Origin of the sequence: Sphingopyxis macrogoltabida (genome assembly GCF_001307295.1) — a bacterium.
GTDB lineage: Bacteria > Pseudomonadota > Alphaproteobacteria > Sphingomonadales > Sphingomonadaceae > Sphingopyxis > Sphingopyxis macrogoltabida_B.
Map to the genome: position 1 here is coordinate 2,713,821 of NZ_CP012700.1, position 15,649 is coordinate 2,729,469.

18 protein-coding genes are annotated in these 15,649 nt (G+C 61.0%); 6 read left to right on the forward strand and 12 right to left on the reverse strand.

Translation table 11 applies throughout. The features are described from left to right. Positions 1–42 precede the first annotated feature (42 nt). The gene (locus tag AN936_RS12725) at positions 43–1,188 is read right to left on the reverse strand and encodes an efflux RND transporter periplasmic adaptor subunit (protein ID WP_034953556.1); all 1,146 of its coding nucleotides are present in this window, start codon (positions 1,186–1,188) and stop codon (positions 43–45) included. Positions 1,189–1,199: 11 nt separating this feature from the next. Further along, positions 1,200–2,408, reverse strand: coding sequence for a TolC family protein (locus AN936_RS12730; protein ID WP_234715556.1), 1,209 nt, complete (start codon positions 2,406–2,408; stop codon positions 1,200–1,202). Positions 2,409–2,643: 235 nt separating this feature from the next. On the opposite strand from AN936_RS12730, the gene AN936_RS12735 reads away from it, so the two are divergent. Continuing rightward, positions 2,644–2,952, forward strand: coding sequence for a hypothetical protein (locus AN936_RS12735; RefSeq protein WP_034953554.1), 309 nt, complete (start codon positions 2,644–2,646; stop codon positions 2,950–2,952). Here the strand turns inward: AN936_RS12735 and AN936_RS12740 are convergent. Together AN936_RS12740 and AN936_RS12745 are read right to left on the reverse strand one after the other, a co-directional pair. Continuing rightward, on the reverse strand, positions 2,926–3,300 hold the full coding sequence (locus AN936_RS12740; RefSeq protein WP_234715557.1) for a DUF3703 domain-containing protein: 375 nt from the start codon (positions 3,298–3,300) through the stop codon (positions 2,926–2,928). The two genes, AN936_RS12735 and AN936_RS12740, sit on opposite strands and share 27 nt — an antisense overlap. Continuing rightward, positions 3,297–3,911, reverse strand: a complete 615-nt coding sequence (locus AN936_RS12745) for a cation transporter (protein WP_234715558.1) — start codon at positions 3,909–3,911, stop codon at positions 3,297–3,299. The genes AN936_RS12740 and AN936_RS12745 overlap by 4 nt, the downstream gene beginning before the upstream one ends. Positions 3,912–4,018: 107 nt before the next feature. On the opposite strand from AN936_RS12745, the gene AN936_RS12750 reads away from it, so the two are divergent. Together AN936_RS12750 and AN936_RS12755 are read left to right on the forward strand one after the other, a co-directional pair. Continuing rightward, positions 4,019–4,459, forward strand: a complete 441-nt coding sequence (locus AN936_RS12750; protein ID WP_034953551.1) for a MerR family transcriptional regulator — start codon at positions 4,019–4,021, stop codon at positions 4,457–4,459. A 157-nt stretch (positions 4,460–4,616) separates the two neighbouring features. Beyond that, entirely contained in the window at positions 4,617–5,057 is a 441-nt protein-coding gene (locus AN936_RS12755; RefSeq protein ID WP_054588488.1) for a hypothetical protein, read from the forward strand. 30 nt (positions 5,058–5,087) lie between these two features. Here the strand turns inward: AN936_RS12755 and AN936_RS12760 are convergent, their stop codons facing one another. The 5 genes from AN936_RS12760 to AN936_RS12780 form a co-directional block, all read right to left on the reverse strand. Beyond that, positions 5,088–5,564, reverse strand: a complete 477-nt coding sequence (locus AN936_RS12760) for a PepSY domain-containing protein (RefSeq protein WP_234715560.1) — start codon at positions 5,562–5,564, stop codon at positions 5,088–5,090. Between the two features lie 103 nt (positions 5,565–5,667). Further along, positions 5,668–6,882 (reverse strand): IS256-like element ISSpma2 family transposase, encoded by a 1,215-nt coding sequence (locus AN936_RS12765; RefSeq protein WP_006954973.1) that lies wholly within the window; start codon positions 6,880–6,882, stop codon positions 5,668–5,670. A gap of 379 nt (positions 6,883–7,261) precedes the next feature. After that, entirely contained in the window at positions 7,262–7,780 is a 519-nt protein-coding gene (locus AN936_RS12770) for a YybH family protein (protein ID WP_084758320.1), read from the reverse strand. A gap of 26 nt (positions 7,781–7,806) precedes the next feature. Beyond that, the gene (locus tag AN936_RS12775) at positions 7,807–9,063 is read right to left on the reverse strand and encodes a copper resistance protein B (RefSeq protein WP_054588489.1); all 1,257 of its coding nucleotides are present in this window, start codon (positions 9,061–9,063) and stop codon (positions 7,807–7,809) included. Next, complete coding sequence (locus AN936_RS12780; protein WP_054588490.1) at positions 9,060–10,868, reverse strand: copper resistance system multicopper oxidase; 1,809 nt, start codon at positions 10,866–10,868, stop codon at positions 9,060–9,062. Before AN936_RS12780 ends, AN936_RS12775 begins: the two co-directional genes overlap by 4 nt. Before the next feature lie 100 nt (positions 10,869–10,968). Here AN936_RS12780 and AN936_RS12785 point away from each other — a divergent pair, with 100 nt between their 5' ends. From AN936_RS12785 to AN936_RS12795, 3 genes are all read left to right on the forward strand, one after another. Further along, entirely contained in the window at positions 10,969–12,324 is a 1,356-nt protein-coding gene (locus tag AN936_RS12785; protein WP_006473457.1) for an IS1380-like element IS1247 family transposase, read from the forward strand. 310 nt (positions 12,325–12,634) lie between these two features. Further along, positions 12,635–13,882, forward strand: a complete 1,248-nt coding sequence (locus AN936_RS12790; RefSeq protein ID WP_054588491.1) for a cytochrome P450 — start codon at positions 12,635–12,637, stop codon at positions 13,880–13,882. Positions 13,883–13,975: 93 nt separating this feature from the next. Then, a complete protein-coding gene (locus AN936_RS12795) occupies positions 13,976–14,278 on the forward strand; it encodes a hypothetical protein (RefSeq protein WP_054588492.1) in 303 nt (100 codons plus the stop codon). Between the two features lie 50 nt (positions 14,279–14,328). Here AN936_RS12795 and AN936_RS12800 read toward each other — a convergent pair whose 3' ends face one another. Genes AN936_RS12800 through AN936_RS12810 form a run of 3 tightly spaced genes read right to left on the reverse strand, consistent with a single transcriptional unit; the run spans position 14,329 to position 15,629 of the window. Continuing rightward, positions 14,329–14,889: an RNA polymerase sigma factor gene (locus tag AN936_RS12800; RefSeq protein WP_034953546.1), complete on the reverse strand. Its 561-nt coding sequence runs from the start codon at positions 14,887–14,889 to the stop codon at positions 14,329–14,331. 6 nt (positions 14,890–14,895) lie between these two features. After that, positions 14,896–15,330, reverse strand: a complete 435-nt coding sequence (locus AN936_RS12805) for a periplasmic heavy metal sensor (RefSeq protein ID WP_034953545.1) — start codon at positions 15,328–15,330, stop codon at positions 14,896–14,898. 2 nt (positions 15,331–15,332) lie between these two features. Next, positions 15,333–15,629 (reverse strand): hypothetical protein, encoded by a 297-nt coding sequence (locus tag AN936_RS12810; protein ID WP_034953544.1) that lies wholly within the window; start codon positions 15,627–15,629, stop codon positions 15,333–15,335. Positions 15,630–15,649: the final 20 nt, after the last annotated feature.

Consider the following 15,649-nt stretch of genomic DNA (forward strand, 5'->3'; position numbering starts at 1 on the left):
CCTGATCGGTGCTGCTGGTCGGGCGCGAGCGGAGAAGGACTATCAATGGCCATGCTCGGCTTCCTCCTTTCCGAGTTCGGCCTTCAAGAGGAATGCGTTCCGAGTGGCGATCCTCTGACCCTCTCGCAGGCCCGACCTTATCTGGATACGCCCCGCTGACCTTGCCCCGGTCGTCACCGGCATTGCCTGGAATCCGCTTGCCATGCGAACGAAGACGACCTGGCGGCCTTCGACCATCTGCACAGCCTCTTCCGGAACGGAAATCGCGGCAACATCGGCCTCATCCGACGGTCGGATCCGGGCTTGCAAGAACGCGCCCGGACGCAGTTCCGGCACCCCTCCCCGCAGCGCAATGATAGCGGTAGCGCTGCGGCTCTCCGGATCGAGTGCGGGTGTTACCGAACGCACGCGCCCTCCGATCTCGCGGCCCTGCCCCAATTCGAGCGTGGCCTCATCGCCAGGACTGATCCTTGCCGCATCATTGGCGGGTAGCGCCACTTGCACCTGCAACCCACTGGCATTGACGACCTGAAACAGCTCATCGCCAGCAGAGACATAGGCTCCGAGCACGATTTGGGCGCTTGTGACCTGGCCGGAAATCGGACTGGTCACGGCAAGCGAGCGTCCGTTGCCACCAACGCCTGCGGCGGCGGCAGCCGCCTGCGCCCGCGACAATTCTGCTCGCGCGACCTGGAGGTTGGCCTGCGCAGCTTCGAGATCCTGCCGCGCCGTCACATTCGCTTCGAACAGCCGGCGCTCACGGTCATAGAGCGCTGACAATTCACCCACGCGCGCTCGTGCTGCCGCGACTTGCGATGCAAGAGCGGCGGCATCGGCACTCTCGATACTCGCGATCGTCTCGCCCTTACGGACATAGTCGCCAAGCGTCTTGTTGACGCTGCGAACAACTCCGGATGCACGCGCGTCGATCCGCGCGCTCGCGTTCGGAGCGGCGGCAACGGTCGCCGGGAACACCAACTCGGTGGCGGAGCCTGCCTCGACCGTCTCGATATCGATCGACGAGGCTTCGATCTGCTGGTCGCTGATCGGCACGATCCCTTCTGGGGCATCGGCAACCTCGCTGTGCTCGTCTTCGGAATGGTCCTCGGAATCATTAGGCCAGAAGGCCCAAATGGCGGCAGTCGCGAGAAGAACGACCGCGACGGCTATGAGAATGTTACGTTTCATGGGAATGGACCTCACTCTGCAGTGAGCCAGATGAGGCGGGCGGCAAGTACGCCTCGCGTCTCTTCTGCCTGTATCAAGTTTTCACGGATGGCATCCCGCGCTTCGGCGGCGGCCAGAACTTCGATCAGTGGAAACCGCCCATTGCGGTATCCAATCTCGACCAGTCGAAGCGCTTCCTCGGCTTGCGGAAGGCTCGCGCGTGACAAGGTTTCAACCCTTGTCTCGGCAGAACGATAAAGCGTCAGGGTGCGCTCGAATTCCAGTCGATAATCGGCTTCGACAATCGCTTCCTGTGCCTGCGCAGCACGCGCCTGCGCTTCGGCGGCAGCGATATTGCCTTGATTGCGGTTGCCGAAAGGAAGCGGGATCGTAACGCCGACAATAAAGGCCTGGTCGTTGCTGCCTTCGAAGCGCCGCACTCCTGCCATGACACTCGGGTCCGGCACACGAAGCGATCGTTCGCGAGCGATCTCAGCCTGCGCGAGTTCGGTGCGAGCACCGGCCAACCGCAACGGCAGCGGATCAGATGCATCATTCGGAGCGACGGGTGGGCTAATGTCAGGGAAAGAAGACGCGACACGCCAGGGTTCTTCTGTGGGCACCCACAGCGCAGTGAGGGCCTGGCTCGAAGCAATCTCGTCAGCTTCGGCAGCCTGCAATTGCGCTTCCGCTTCGGCAAGCGATGCCTGGGCTCGCATGGCCCGTAAAGGAGGCTCTCGCCCGACCTCGACCAGCACGGTTGCGATACGCGCAAGTTCGCGATTGCGCTCGACGATTTCACGCGCGAGTTCGACGCGTTGTCCAGCGGCGACTGCCGCAATGTAGCGCTCTCTCACGGCCAGCGCGAGTTCAGCGGTCGACATATCCCGGCGAACCCCAGCAATCCTCGCCGATGCTTCCGCGCTTCCGATGCGCGCGCGGCGCTTCCCGCCAAGCTCGATCTGCTGTGCGAAGCCCAGCGTATACTCGCTGGACTGGAGACCGGAAAACGCTCCGGTTCCCGCGACATTCTCCGCCTCGAAGCTCAGCTCCGGATTGGGTCGCAGCCGCGCCTGCGTGATGGCTGCGCGCGCTGCTTCTTCCTCCGCTAAAGGCCCGTAGACCCTCGGATTGACAGAGGCTGCGTCTTCCGCGCCTGTACCAACGCCAGCGCGTTCAAGCGCTTCGTCGAGCGTAATCGTGTTTTGTGCCCATGTTTGCGAGCCGATGGACGCGGCCATAAGTGCCGCGGCCAGTGCAATGCACCGCATTTCGTATCTCCTGACTGAAACCTGGCGAGCGAGATTGCGCTCGCCACAAAAAAGGTCTCGGTCAGGCCTTCGGGGGCTGTTTGGGTACGGACGGCATGCGCGACGCCAGGGATGCTACACGCAGCGGTCGCTTCAACGTTTCTCGATGCCAGAAAGCGTTTGATACGAGGTTGCCAACTTCGCTCAAATTGAAACTGCAATTGTGATGGTGGCCACCCGCGTGGTCCTGCCGGGTCTGATCATCATCAGGGACGTCGGCATCGAAGTGCTCTGCGCCATGCGCGTAGACATGGTCGGCGGCGTGCGCAAACGTCTCTCCCTGTTCGGCATGCACATCGGGCACCATCAGCAGATTGCTGAAAAGGAGCGCGACAAACGCAAGAAAAGGCAAGATAAGACGTCGCATTACGGCGCCGCTACTAGGGTTTCGGCGCGCATGGTGCAAGAAACTATTCTGGCAAGGTTGTTTGGGAGTTTGCTCATGTCGTTATCGCCTATGGACCTGGTCAGGTAGCGAGAATATTTCTGCAAGGTCATCCGGGTACGGCATCGGCGTGAAGGCATTAACGTTGGACCGTCCCGTGTTACCCCAAGGCAGCCTGCCCGTAATATTGCCGAGCGGCGCCAGAACCAGTCGCACGAACTGTCCGAGAGCTTCGCCGATCTCCCCTTGTGTGAGAGCAAACCTGAGCATCGCAATATGCGATCGGATATGCTGCCAGAAAAATGCCTGACCGAGGATGTGCTCGCGCTCAAGTGCCCTCCACGCCGCGTCACAATTGCCTACCTGTTTTGCCTTTTCGAAAGCGGCTCTTTCGATTTCGATCAACGAGAGGATCTGTTCCTTTGCCATGATGGTCATCGGCTTTCCCCTCTTTCTAAATGAAGGCGCTCAGACCTAAGCTCAGACATCGCCTGCCGCGCGATGGCGATGGACGACCGGAGGAACAAGCCTGCCAGCATGATTGCCACGAGCAAATCCGGCAATGCACTCGCGGTCGCGGCGACAAGAAGGCCCGCGACGATCACGGCGACATTGCCAATCGCGTCATTACGCGAACACAGCCAGACCGAGCGGACATTGCTGTCGCCGTCGCGCCATTTGAGCAGGATGATGACGCTTGCAACATTCGCGCCGAGCGCGAGCAGTGCGACCAAGCTCATGGTCTGCGCTTCGGGCGGCACGCCTTCTGCAAACCGCAACGCTGTCATTCCAAGAACTGTGATGGCGATAAGCGCGAGCGAGCCGCTTTTGATCAAGGAGGCCATAGCTCTGGTTCGAATGGATGCGCCGATCACAGCCAGGCTAAGGCCATAAGTCGCGGCGTCCCCAGCGAAGTCGAGGGCATCGGCTTTCAGAGCTTGCGAGCCGGAGGCCATACCGGCCCACATCTCGATAACGAACATGGTCGCATTGATCGCGATCACTATGATCAAGGCCCGCTTGTAGGCCGGTGACAGCCCATCGAACACTTTCTCTTCGCAGCAGCCTGACATTGTTCTTTCTTCCCGAGTCGTAATGACAGGCAGCTTGATACAAGCTACAGTGACTGTAGCTTCAAGCGAGAAATGGTAAGTCTATGAAATCTATATCAATTGGGGAGCTTTCGAAGCGATCCGGCGTGAAGATCACGACGGTACGCTACTACGAGCGCGTGGGACTAATGACGAAACCCGAGCGCAGCGCCGGCGGGCAGAGAATGTACCGCGAAGATGATGTAAAGCGCATCAGCTTCATTAAGCATTCTCGCCATTTGGGCTTTTCTCTGGATGCCATTCGCGAGATGCTACAGCTTCAAACCACCCCAGCGATGGATTGTTCTACGGCGAACGAGATCGCTGAAACGCAGCTTGCGCTTGTCCGACAGCGCATCGCGCAACTCACATCTCTCGAAAAAGAGCTGGAGCGTATCGCCAAAGCTTGCGGCGGTGGGGCCGCAGCGGATTGCAAGGTTATCGAAGCTCTCGGCGATCACAGCCAATGTGACACCGAGCGGCACGAGAAGGTCGAGGGGCTCTGAGCGCTCGGCAGATCCGACACGTTCGGCATAAAACGCGATCTCCCAAACCATTGTTCGTCTATTATCTAAAGAAAGACAGGCTCGGGCAGCACCGAAGTAGCCAATCCGATCAACTTGTAGTTGACGGTTAACGGCCCTCGGGACACGCTAATGGGCGATGGGACGAACGACTTGGCTTTTCCTGATTCTCGGCTCCCTGATTTCGTTTGTCTGGGAAAGCTACCAGATGCCGTTCTTTGAACCAGGTAGTTTGACTTCCTACCAACAGACGATCCGTTGTGGGATTGCCAGCCTGGGCGATGGGGTCATCCTGTTGGCAGCTCATCGCCTAGCCGTTTTCATTGGCGGAGCTGATTGGTGGGCCAGCTCGCGCAAATCTGCATATTTTACCTATTTCGGCTTCGGTCTCGCCGTTGCGGTGTTGGTAGAACTGATCGCCACATCGTTACCGCCCGATAGTGTCTTCGCGTGGCGATATAGCCGATTGATGCCGATCGACCCTGTTTTAGGCTTGGCGCTCGTACCGATAGCCATGTGGGTGATTGTTCCCGGAGTGACCCTGGTTCTGGTGCGTTTTACCACAGCCAGGACCGTCTGAGCCACCATTCGAGCGCCGCAGGTTTGTCGGCTACCTCTTTCTAACCCGCAGCCTTGGCATTCGGTTTGCAAGGAGAACAAAGCCCGACAGGGCCATGACCGTGCCGCCTATACCAAACAGGAGCAGCCACCAGCTGTTGATGCGGTCACGCTGGGTCCAATCCATGATGTGCAAGCCCCAGATGAAATCGAACAGGCGCCAGGTATCGCTGCGTGCCGCCCCGACTGTACCACTCGAAGCATCGACATAGATGCGTGTGGAAGCCTCGTCCCCGTATGTGACCTGCCAGGCCGGAAAAGGTCCGCGAAATTCTGTCCCCACTGGCTCGTCAACAAGTCGCGCGGACTCGATCGTCGTTCGAGGTCCAGTCCAGGCGCGCAGGGCAACCGATTTCGCTGTCTCAGCCGAGATTGGCGAGAGTTTTCGCCCGGTCGCCGGATCGTGCAGGCTAACGCTTCCGTCGATCAGTTGGATCTCTGTTACCGCTTCGCCATCGAGCGAACGCATCGTCACAGCAGCAAGGTTGCCCTTGTTTGCGACCCAGGCAGGGAGCGGGGCGTGGTCGCGTCCGTCAAGGTGGTGTAATTTCGGCTGTGGCCGTGGGCCATCGTCAGGCGGCTTTGGCGGTGATGTGTAGGGGCTGATTTTCCTCCTCGATCATGGGTTGGTTGAGTTCGGCCATGCCTTCGATCTGCATGTATCGGTGCTGGAGCTGCCACTCGTCGTTCTGCTCCATCAGCACAGCCCCGACGAGGCGGATGATGCTGTCTTCGTTCGGGAAGATTCCGACGACGTCGGCGCGGCGCTTGACCTCCTTGTTGAGCCGCTCGAGCGGATTGGTTGAGTGTAACTTCGTGCGGTGCTGGGTGGGGAAGCCGGTGTAGGCGAGCACGTCGGTTTCGGCCTCGTCCATGCAGGCGCCGAGCTTGGGCCAACGGGTGCGCAACTGGTCGGCGACCTGTCGCCAGACCTGCGTTGCGCTTTTCTGATCGGGCTGCAGGAAGACCTGGCGGATCGCGGCGGCGACGACAGTGTTCTGGCCCTTGGGCACATAGGACAGGGCATTGCGCATGAAGTGCACCCGGCAGCGCTGCCAGGTGGCGCCCATGACGCGGGTGATCGCGCCCTTGAGGCCCTCGTGAGCATCGGAGATGACCAGCTTCACGCCGGTAAGACCGCGCCGAACAAGGTCCTTCAGGAAGTCGGACCAGAAGACCTCCGCTTCCGAGGGGCCGATATGCAGGCCGACGATCTCGCGCCGGCCCTCGGTGTTGACGGCCATGGCGATTATTGCGGCAACGCTGATGATCCGCCCGCCTTCGCGTACCTTGAGATAGGTGGCATCGAGCCAGAGATACGGCCATTCGCCGGTGAGCGGGCGTTTCAGAAAGGCATGGACGCGCTCGTCAATGTCCTTGCAAAGCTTGGAGACGGTGGACTTGGAGATGCCGGTCATGCCCATGGCCTGGACGAGTTCATCGACCCGCCGGGTGCTGACCCCGCCGATCCACGCTTCCTGGATCACCGCAACCAGCGCTTTCTCGACCATCTTGCGGGGCTCAAGGAAGCCCGGAAAATAGGACCCAGCACGCAGCTTGGGGATTTTCAGGTTCAGCGTGCCTACCCGGGTATCCAGCGAACGGTCGCGATAGCCGTTGCGCCAGGTCGCGCGCTCGCTGCTGCGTTCGTGGCGACCCGCGCCGATCAGGCCATCAACGTCGGCCTCCATGATCAGCTGCAGCACGTTCTCGGCGATGGTGCGCAAAAAATCCGGTTGGCCGCCCTTTGCAGCCAGCTCTTCGATCAGTAATCTGTCCTCGGTCATCGGGAACTCCTCTTCGTCACGGTTGAAGTGTGCAAACTCCACCATAACGATGAACCCGGTGGCCACCAGCGACGCCGCATTCCGGGGTGGGGCATGCCCCACCCCGGAATACACCATCGCCTACACCGGAAATTACACCACGAGCGCGGACGCTAACCGGGGCGTCGGCAGACAGCGCTTGTGGTTCACGCGAAACGACGTGCTCGGAGCGAACCTCCTTGATATCGAGAAACGACATCAAGGCACCGGTTCCCATCCACAATAGAACCTGAAGACCGACCAAAATCGCCAGCCACTTGTGAATCTTGCTGCCCAGCACATGCAGGCGCAGCTTTACCGAACGCGTCACCAAGCTTCGCTACCCTCCCAGCTTTTACTTTCAGTTCCGCGGTGCTCGCGATGACGAATGGTACTGCACAATTTTCCAGCCCGAAGCATCGTGCGAGAGTACCGATGTCGCAACACCATCACGCTCGAATACGCGCCCATCCTCCAGCTCGATCCGATACCCGTAAGTTTCATAGCCATAAGCCATATGCCCCATACGCGTCACGGTCAGCGTCGGATCGGAAAAGGTGAAGCTCTTGATCGCATGAAGCTCGGGGCCGAGATGATGCTCCATATAGTTTGCGAAGCTACCCTCTGCCTTGCCGTTTTCGAAAATTGCGGACGATTCCGCGAAGAGCGCGGACATCGCGTCGGCATCGCGTGCTTCCAGGGCAGTGCGATAGGCCTTCAGCACATCTTCCGCTCCCGCAACATCGTCGACAGAAGCGTCCATGGCTTGCATCGGGTGGCCTGCATGGGATGAATGATCCATCTGCTGCGCCGATGCAGCCGTTGGCATCAGCGCAAGTGCGAGCGCGGTCGATACGATCCGTGTGACAGCCTTGTTCATTTTTCTTGTATTCCTTCTCTATACATTCAGAACCAGAACCTTACGCCGACGACATAATTGGTGACGCTTGGATCCTCTCCGACGGCCCGCGCAAAATCCGCGCTGCCGCCGATGCGCCATTCCTGCGAAACGCCGACATAGGGTGCGAACTCACGTGCGAACTCGTATCGCAGACGCAGGCCCGCCTCGATCCGGTCGAGACCGGCACCGATGCCCAGCTCCGAAATGTCCTGCGCAGAAAGCGCGAGTTCGGCTCTCGGTTGGAGGATCAGTCGCTGCGTGATGCGCTGGTCGAGTTCAGCCTCGATCCGTGCGGTCACATCGCCTTTGGTGGAGACGAAAACTGCGGCATCGACTTCGAACTGGTAAGGCGCGAGCCCTTGGATACCGATCACTGCATGGGTGCGCTCGGGGCCAGTCAGATCCTGGCGGACACCGGCCTGAAAATCGAAGAAGGGTGCAATGGCGCGGCTCCAGAGCGCCTGGACCTCGGCACCCTCGATGGGCTCCCCGAAGCTGCCCTCGCCTTCCGACTTGAACCAGAACTTGTCGATATCGCCGCCATAATAGCCCTGAACATCCCAAAGATAACCGTCGCCCCCTTCGCGGGCGCGGAATTCTAGCCGGTCGCCCTGGAACCAGAATTGGATGCCACCATCGGTCTCGCGGATGAGTTCGCGCCGCGCTTCGTCCATGGCGTCCTCGCCCCAGATAGAAGCTGCCGCACGCGCGGGGCCGCTACCTGCCTCGGGAGGAGGCGGCAGCAACCGGATATCATCGTCCGAGCCCATCTGCATCGCCGAGTGGTCCATGCCCTGCATGTCCTGCGTGCCCGTCTGCCCATGGTTCATCCGGCTATGATCCATCTGCCCGTGATCCATCGACGAGCTATCGGCGTCCGCCTGCGGCATCGAGCCGTGATCCATTTCCGCGTGGCCCGCGGAGGACGAACTTGGACCGGCAGCATCCATCGGCATCGTCATGCTCGACTGATCATCCTGAGCGGTCATCGAACCATGATCCATGGTAGAATGATCTATGCTAGGGTGGTCCGTGGCAGCTTCAGGCTGGGCAGCGGGTCCGCATGCATCTTCGGCTACCTGATGGCCCATCGCGCGATGGGGCTCGGCTTCTTGCTCGCACTTTGTCTTGGCAGCGGCCTGCGGCCCGGCACCCTTCTGCTGCGCCATTGCTGAATGATTGTGATCCTGCGCCGCGGCGGGCACCGCAACAACTGAAACGGCCGCAACCGAGGCGAGCGAGCTAAAGACAGGAGTCTTCATGCTGTGCTCCCATCTGGGTTGGCAACGGTAACGATTTGAAACATACCGGCATGCATGTGGTAGAGTAGGTGACAGTGGAAAGCCCAGTCGCCCGTCTCGTCCGCCGTCAGGTCGAACTGCGCGTTGCCGCCCGGCTGCACGACAACCGTGTGTTTGAGCGGTTGGCGGTCTCCAGGCGCGCCATTGACCAATTCGAAAAAATGGCCGTGGAGGTGGATGGGGTGCGCCATCATCGTATCGTTGATTAGCTTCACGCGCACGCGCTCGTTATAGGCAAAGCGGATCGGTTCGTCGGAGACGGCGGAGAACTTCTTGCCGTCGAACGACCACATGTAGCGCTCCATGTTGCCGGTGAGGTGTATTTCCATCCGCCGTGAAGGAGTTCGCGGATCCTTGTTCGGCACCAGTGCGCGAAGCTTGCGGTAGTCGAGCGTTCGATGGGGAACATCGGCAAGACCGATGCCGGGATCGCCCATTCGGTCGACCGGATTCATCGACACCATGTCGAGACCCGGCCCCACCTTCACATCGGGCGGCAAGCGCGAGGTATCGCGCATTTTCATGCCCGACATGCCGGCCATGCCAACCATTTCGGTATCGCCGGAGGAACCGTGATCCATCCCCGCCATGTCGCCGCCATTGCCGTGGTCCATTCCCGACATGCCGGCATCGCCGCCCGAGCCGTGATCCATACCGCTCATTCCCATGTCTGCCATGGTCAAGAGCGGCGGATCGCGCAGGGGCGGAATTGCGGCGCGCGCACCGGGTGCGCTCGCAAGCGTGCCGATCCCCATGCCCGAGCGGTCCATGGATTCCGCCACCAGTGTGTAAGCTTGTTGTTCGCCCGGCGTAACGACGACATCATATGTCTCGGCAACGCCAATCTGGAACTCGTCGACCTCGACCGGTTCGACATCCTTCCCGTCCGCCTGCACGACAGTCATCGGCAGGCCGGGAATACGGATGTTGAAGAAGGTCATGGCGCCGGCATTGATGAAGCGCAGCCGCACGCGTTCGCCAGGCCGGAAAAGGTATTCCAGATTGTCGAGCGGGCCATGACCGTTGAGAAGGTAGGTGTAAGCCGCGCTCGACACATCGAGGATGTCGGTCGGCATCATGCGCATTTTCGCCCACATCCGGCGATCCTCACCCGAAAGCGGGTAGTCGTCGGTCCAGGTGTTCTGATTGTAGTTGAAGTAGCCTTCGCCCTTCTTCAGTTTGTCGAAAATCGTGTGCGGGGACATGGCGCTGAACTCGCTCAGAACCACGATATATTCGCGGTCAGCCTGAACCGGATCGGGCCCTTCCGGATCGACCACGATCGCGCCGTAGTGTCCGGCCTGTTCCTGCAGGCCGCTATGCGAGTGCCACCAATAGGTGCCCGCCTGACGAACCGGGAATTCTGCGGTGAAGGTTTCTCCCGGCTTGACGCCGGGGAAGCTCACGCCCGGCACGCCATCTAGCTGAAACGGCACGAGCAGGCCATGCCAGTGGATCGAGGTATCTTCCTGGAGTTGGTTGTGCACATTGAGCCGGACTGTCGTACCTTCCTGCAAGCGCAACAGCGGGCCGGGGATAGTGCCGTTGACGGCAATGGCACCGCCGCGCCTGTTACCCGTCGCGAAGGCCGACCGCGCAACGGTGAGGTCGATATTCGGCCCGGACACTTCGTCCAGCCCTTTGCGGGCATTTCCCGCCGAGATATCCGCGCCGCGCGCCCAAGCGGGCATGGCGCCGCTGAGACCAAGCAAGCCCAAGCCGCCAGCGCTTGTGCCGAGGAATTTTCTGCGATTTACGATTGTCATCCTAAACCCACATTTCCCAAGTAAGGCGCTGATTTCGCTGTCCTGACCATTATATTTCCTATATAAAACATGGTGTTGAAGGCTGCGAGGGGCGCGTTTCATGGATCACCCAGAGGGTGCGGGCTTGCAACGGGCAGATCGGGTGGATTTCGACCCTCGCGTGCGGCTGGAATTTCGCGGCACGCAGCTCAGTTCCGACGGCGGCCTTCTGGTGATGCGCGAGCTTGATGACGCGCTCGGGTTGTCCGATTTGGCGTCAGCGGCGCTGCGCGATACTCGCTCTGGCAAGAACACGGTCCATCGGCTCGACGGCCTGTTCCGGCAATCAGTCTTTGGGCGGCTGGCCGGATACGAGGATGTCAACGACGCCAACCGTCTCGCCTGCGATCCGGTCATGCGCCAAGTTGTCGGCGGCAGAGCGGTCGATGCACAAGCGGCCTCGGCATCGCAGATGGGACGGTTCGAGACCGAGACGCTGGCTCTGGCCGGGAACCGTGCCGCGCTGGCCGACCTGAACGGGCAATGGATCGACCGGTTCCATGACCGTAACGGGCTGAAGTACATCGTTCTGGACATGGACAGCTCGGTCAGCCCGACCCATGGCGACCAGGAAGGGTCCGCCTGGAATGGCCATTTCGACTGTAGCTGCTATCACCCCAACTTTCTGTTCAACCAGTTCGGGATGCTGGAACGCTGCGCCCTGCGCCATGGCAACGTCCACAGCGCCGATGGCTGGCGTGATGTTCTCGACCCCGTCATTGCGCGCTACGCGGAGCGCGACCTTGGTGGCAGGTTCTTCCGGGCCGATGCTGCCTACGCGATCCCGGCGATCTATGAGCGATTGGAAGAAGCGCGGTTCTTCTACGCCATCCGGCTGCCCGCAAACGCGGTCCTCAAGGACAAGATCGCGCATCGGCTAACGCGCCCTGTCGGGCGGCCGTCACTGACCAAGGTCAAGCGGTTCTTCGAGGAATTCGAGTATCAGGCGGCGTCCTGGGACAAGGAACGCCGGGTGATCGCCAAGATCGAATGGCATCCGGGCGAACTGTTCCCGCGTGTCGGCTTCATCGTCACCAACCTGCCGATGGAGCCGGACTGGGTGGTGCGGTTCTACAACCAGCGCGGCACCGCCGAGCAGCACATCAAAGAGGGCAAATACGCCTTTCGCTGGACGCGGCTGTCGTGCCGGAAGTTCCGCGACAATGAGGTGCGGCTGCAACTGCACGCCCTGGCGTACAACCTGGCCACCTTCTTGCGCTGCATCGAGCTGCCCGAGGCCATGGCCGACTGGTCGTTGACCAGCCTGCAACTGAAGCTGATCAAGATCGGGGCACGTGTGGTCCGTCACGCCCGCACCATCACCTTCCAGCTGGCCGAGGTCGCTGTCACCGGCACGATGGTACGCGCCATCCTCGCCGCTATCCGCCGATTGCGAGCGCCACCGCTATGCGCATGATCGCGATCCACGCTCAAACTGAACGAAAGCGGCTGGACAGATCTGTCCGCTGCGCTGAAAAACGCCGCCCCTGGGCAAGGAAACAGCGGCTTCGCGGTCTGATCCGTCCAGATCCAGCAGTCTGCGCGACCGCAGGTGCCGCTTGCGGCAGAAAATCCTTGTCTAGCGCTCGGATACAGGCGATCTTCACCTCAAACGCCACGCCACTTGGGGAATGCAGGTATAATTGTCTTGTGCTTCCGGTCCGGGATCGCGTAAAACGGCAGCCAAACGCGGCGTGATCGCATTAACTATTTTCAGGGAGACATTCATGAACGAGCAGTTGCAAGGGGCTACAACCCAGACGGCAAGCGCCCAGCCGCTGTTCAACCCGCTGTCTCCGGACTTCATCCGCGATCCCTATCCCTCCTACGACAAGCTGCGCACGCACGCGCCGGTGCTGCATCTGCCGGCGCTGAACGGCTATCTCGTCAGCCGCAATGCCGACGCGGCGCTGGTGCTGCGCGACAAGCGGTTCGGCAAGGATTACGTCACCCGCATCACGCGCCGCTTCGGGCCGGAAGCGCTGAACGAGCCTGTTTATCGCGCGATGGGCCGCTGGATGCTGACGCAGGATCCGCCCGACCACACCCGCCTGCGCGGCCTTGTCGTCAAGGCGTTCACGGCGCGCCGCGTCGAGGACATGCGTCCGAAGATCCAGGCGATCGTCGACGACTCGATCGACCGGGTGATCGGGCAGGGCCGCATGGACCTGATCTCGGACTTCGCGTTCCGCCTGCCAGTCATCGTCATCTGCGACATGCTCGGCATTCCGGAGACGGATCGCGAAATCTTCTTCAAGCGCGAGCGCACCGGCGGCCGTCTGCTCGATCCGGTGCCGCTGTCGCGCGCCGAGATCGACGAGGCCAATGCCGCGCACGCCAATTCCGAAGCCTATTTCCAGCGGCTGTTCGATCTGCGCCGCCGCGAGCCGGGCGACGACCTGACGACTCAACTGGTTCAGGCGGAAGAGGCCGGCAGCAAGCTCAGCAACGAAGAGCTGACCGCGAACATCATCCTGCTGTTCGGCGCGGGTCACGAGACCACGGTGAACCTGATCGGCAATGCGCTGCTGGCGCTGCATCGCAATCCGGACCAGCTCGAACTGCTGAAGTCCAACCTGTCGCTGATGCCGAACGCGATCGAGGAATTCCTGCGCTACGACTCCTCGGTGCAGCTCACCTACCACGTCGCGATGGAGGATGTCGAGATCGGCGGCGTGAAAATTCCGCAGGGCGACAACGTGATGTGTCTGCTCGGCTCGGCCAATCACGATCCGGCTGTCTATCCCGATCATCCGGATCGGCTCGACATCACGCGGCCGAACGTGCGGCCGCTGTCGTTCGGCGGTGGTATTCACTTCTGCCTCGGCGCGCAGCTCGCGCGGCTCGAAGCCGAGGTCGCGCTCACGACGCTGCTGCGCCGGATTCCGAATCTGCGCATCGACGACGTGGAAAATCCGAAGTGGCGGCCGACCTTCGTGCTGCGCGGCCTCAAGGAGCTTCCGGCCAGCTGGTGAATGCGCGGCCCGGCGAAGCGCCGGGCTGAAATCCGCGTGACTCGCCTTTGCGATGTGGCATAACGTGCCGCGATCAAGCGGAGCGCGCGAGCCATGCCTGTCATCGACCGGATCAAGGATTTCCAGAACGATCTCGTGGCGATCCGCCGCGATATTCATGCGCATCCGGAAATCGGCTTCGAGGAAACCCGCACCAGCGCCATCGTCGCCGACCTGCTGGAGACCTGGGGCATCACCGTGCATCGCGGCGTCGGCGGCACCGGCGTCGTCGGCGAACTGCGCGGCAACCACAACAGCAACAAGCGGATCGGCCTGCGCGCCGACATGGACGCGCTGCCGATCCTTGAGACGACGGGTCTGCCTTACGCTTCGACCGTGCCGGGCAAGATGCACTAAAAAGGCTCCTGAGGGGTTTCCTTCCGTTACGAACGGAAGGACCTAATCCCTCAGAACTTCTCGAATTTTTCGCGCAGGCGCTGCCTTGCCCGGTAGACGCGGGTCTCGATCGCTTTCTCGCTCACGCCTAGCAAACTTGCGGCTTCTGCCTGGCTGCGCCCATCGATACTCACCAGCACAAGGGCTTCGCGCAGCCGGACCGGGAGCCGTTCGATTTCGGCTCTAAGCAAGCTCAGTTCCTGACGGGCCGCCGCGCGGTTTTCCGGATCGGGACTTTCATCCGCGACGAGAGCTGCATCGTCTGCCGACACCAGTCCAAAGTAACGTTTCGCTTTTCTGGTTCTGAGCCGGTCGCGGCACTTATTGAGGACCACCGTAGTCAGATAGGGGCCGACTGGTCTTTCAGGGTCGAGGCGATGCCTCGCGACCCAAACCGATGCCAGGCCGTCCTGGACAGCGTCTTCGCCCTGTGGTTGGCTTCCAAGCATACGCGTCGCGAGGGTCAGCAGTCGGCCAATATGTGGCTCAACCAGCGCAGTGAACGCGGCTCTGCTTCCCTCGACAGACTGCCGGACCAACTCCTGCTCGTGGTCGCTTCCGTGCGAAGACACGGTCGATCAGTCGCGCGGAGCGTTGGTCAGAGCATCGGAGACCTGACGGTCGAACAAAAGCTTTTGGTCCGGGTCGAGCAGTTCGCGCATATCGAAGACATGGCGCACGGTCGCTTTCTGGAGTGCGCCCATCTTCTCGTGGACGTCATCGATCGCGGCGCTCACTTCGGGGCCGTATTCGTGTTCGGCCTCCATTGCCCTTGCGAGCCGGGCATTGGCCGCGCGCAGCGAGGCTTCCAGTTCTGATTTTTCTACGGCATAGCGGCTTTCCAAGGCTTCAAGCCGTGAGTTTTGCTCGGGGCTGAGCTCTAGCTCATCATGAACGAACTGGTGCAATCCGCCGCTTGGTTCCCCGTCGCGCCAATAATCCGATGCAAAGGCACCGAGGCAACCAGCGAGCGCTGCAAGCAGGATGGCGAAGAGTATATGCTGCGTCTTCAATTCTAGCGCCCGCCTTCCAGAAGGGCTGCCGGAGACAGCCTTTCGCCGGAATCAAAACTGGCGACAGCAAGCTTTGCCGAAGCATCGAGGTTGCGCGGGACCTCACTCGCTCCGAACCCTGCGCCCAGACCGACGACGAACAATCCGGAGAAAAGCGCTGCGCGCCGGCGCCTCTCAGCGATTACGCCCAACTCTCCAGCCCGGTGCCACACCCCATCCATGAGCTGATGGGGGTCGCTCGAACCGGTTTGCTGAGCCAGCGATGCCAGCGCGGCATCGAAAGAAGGGTGCTTGGTCATGTTATACTCTTTGTAGCGAT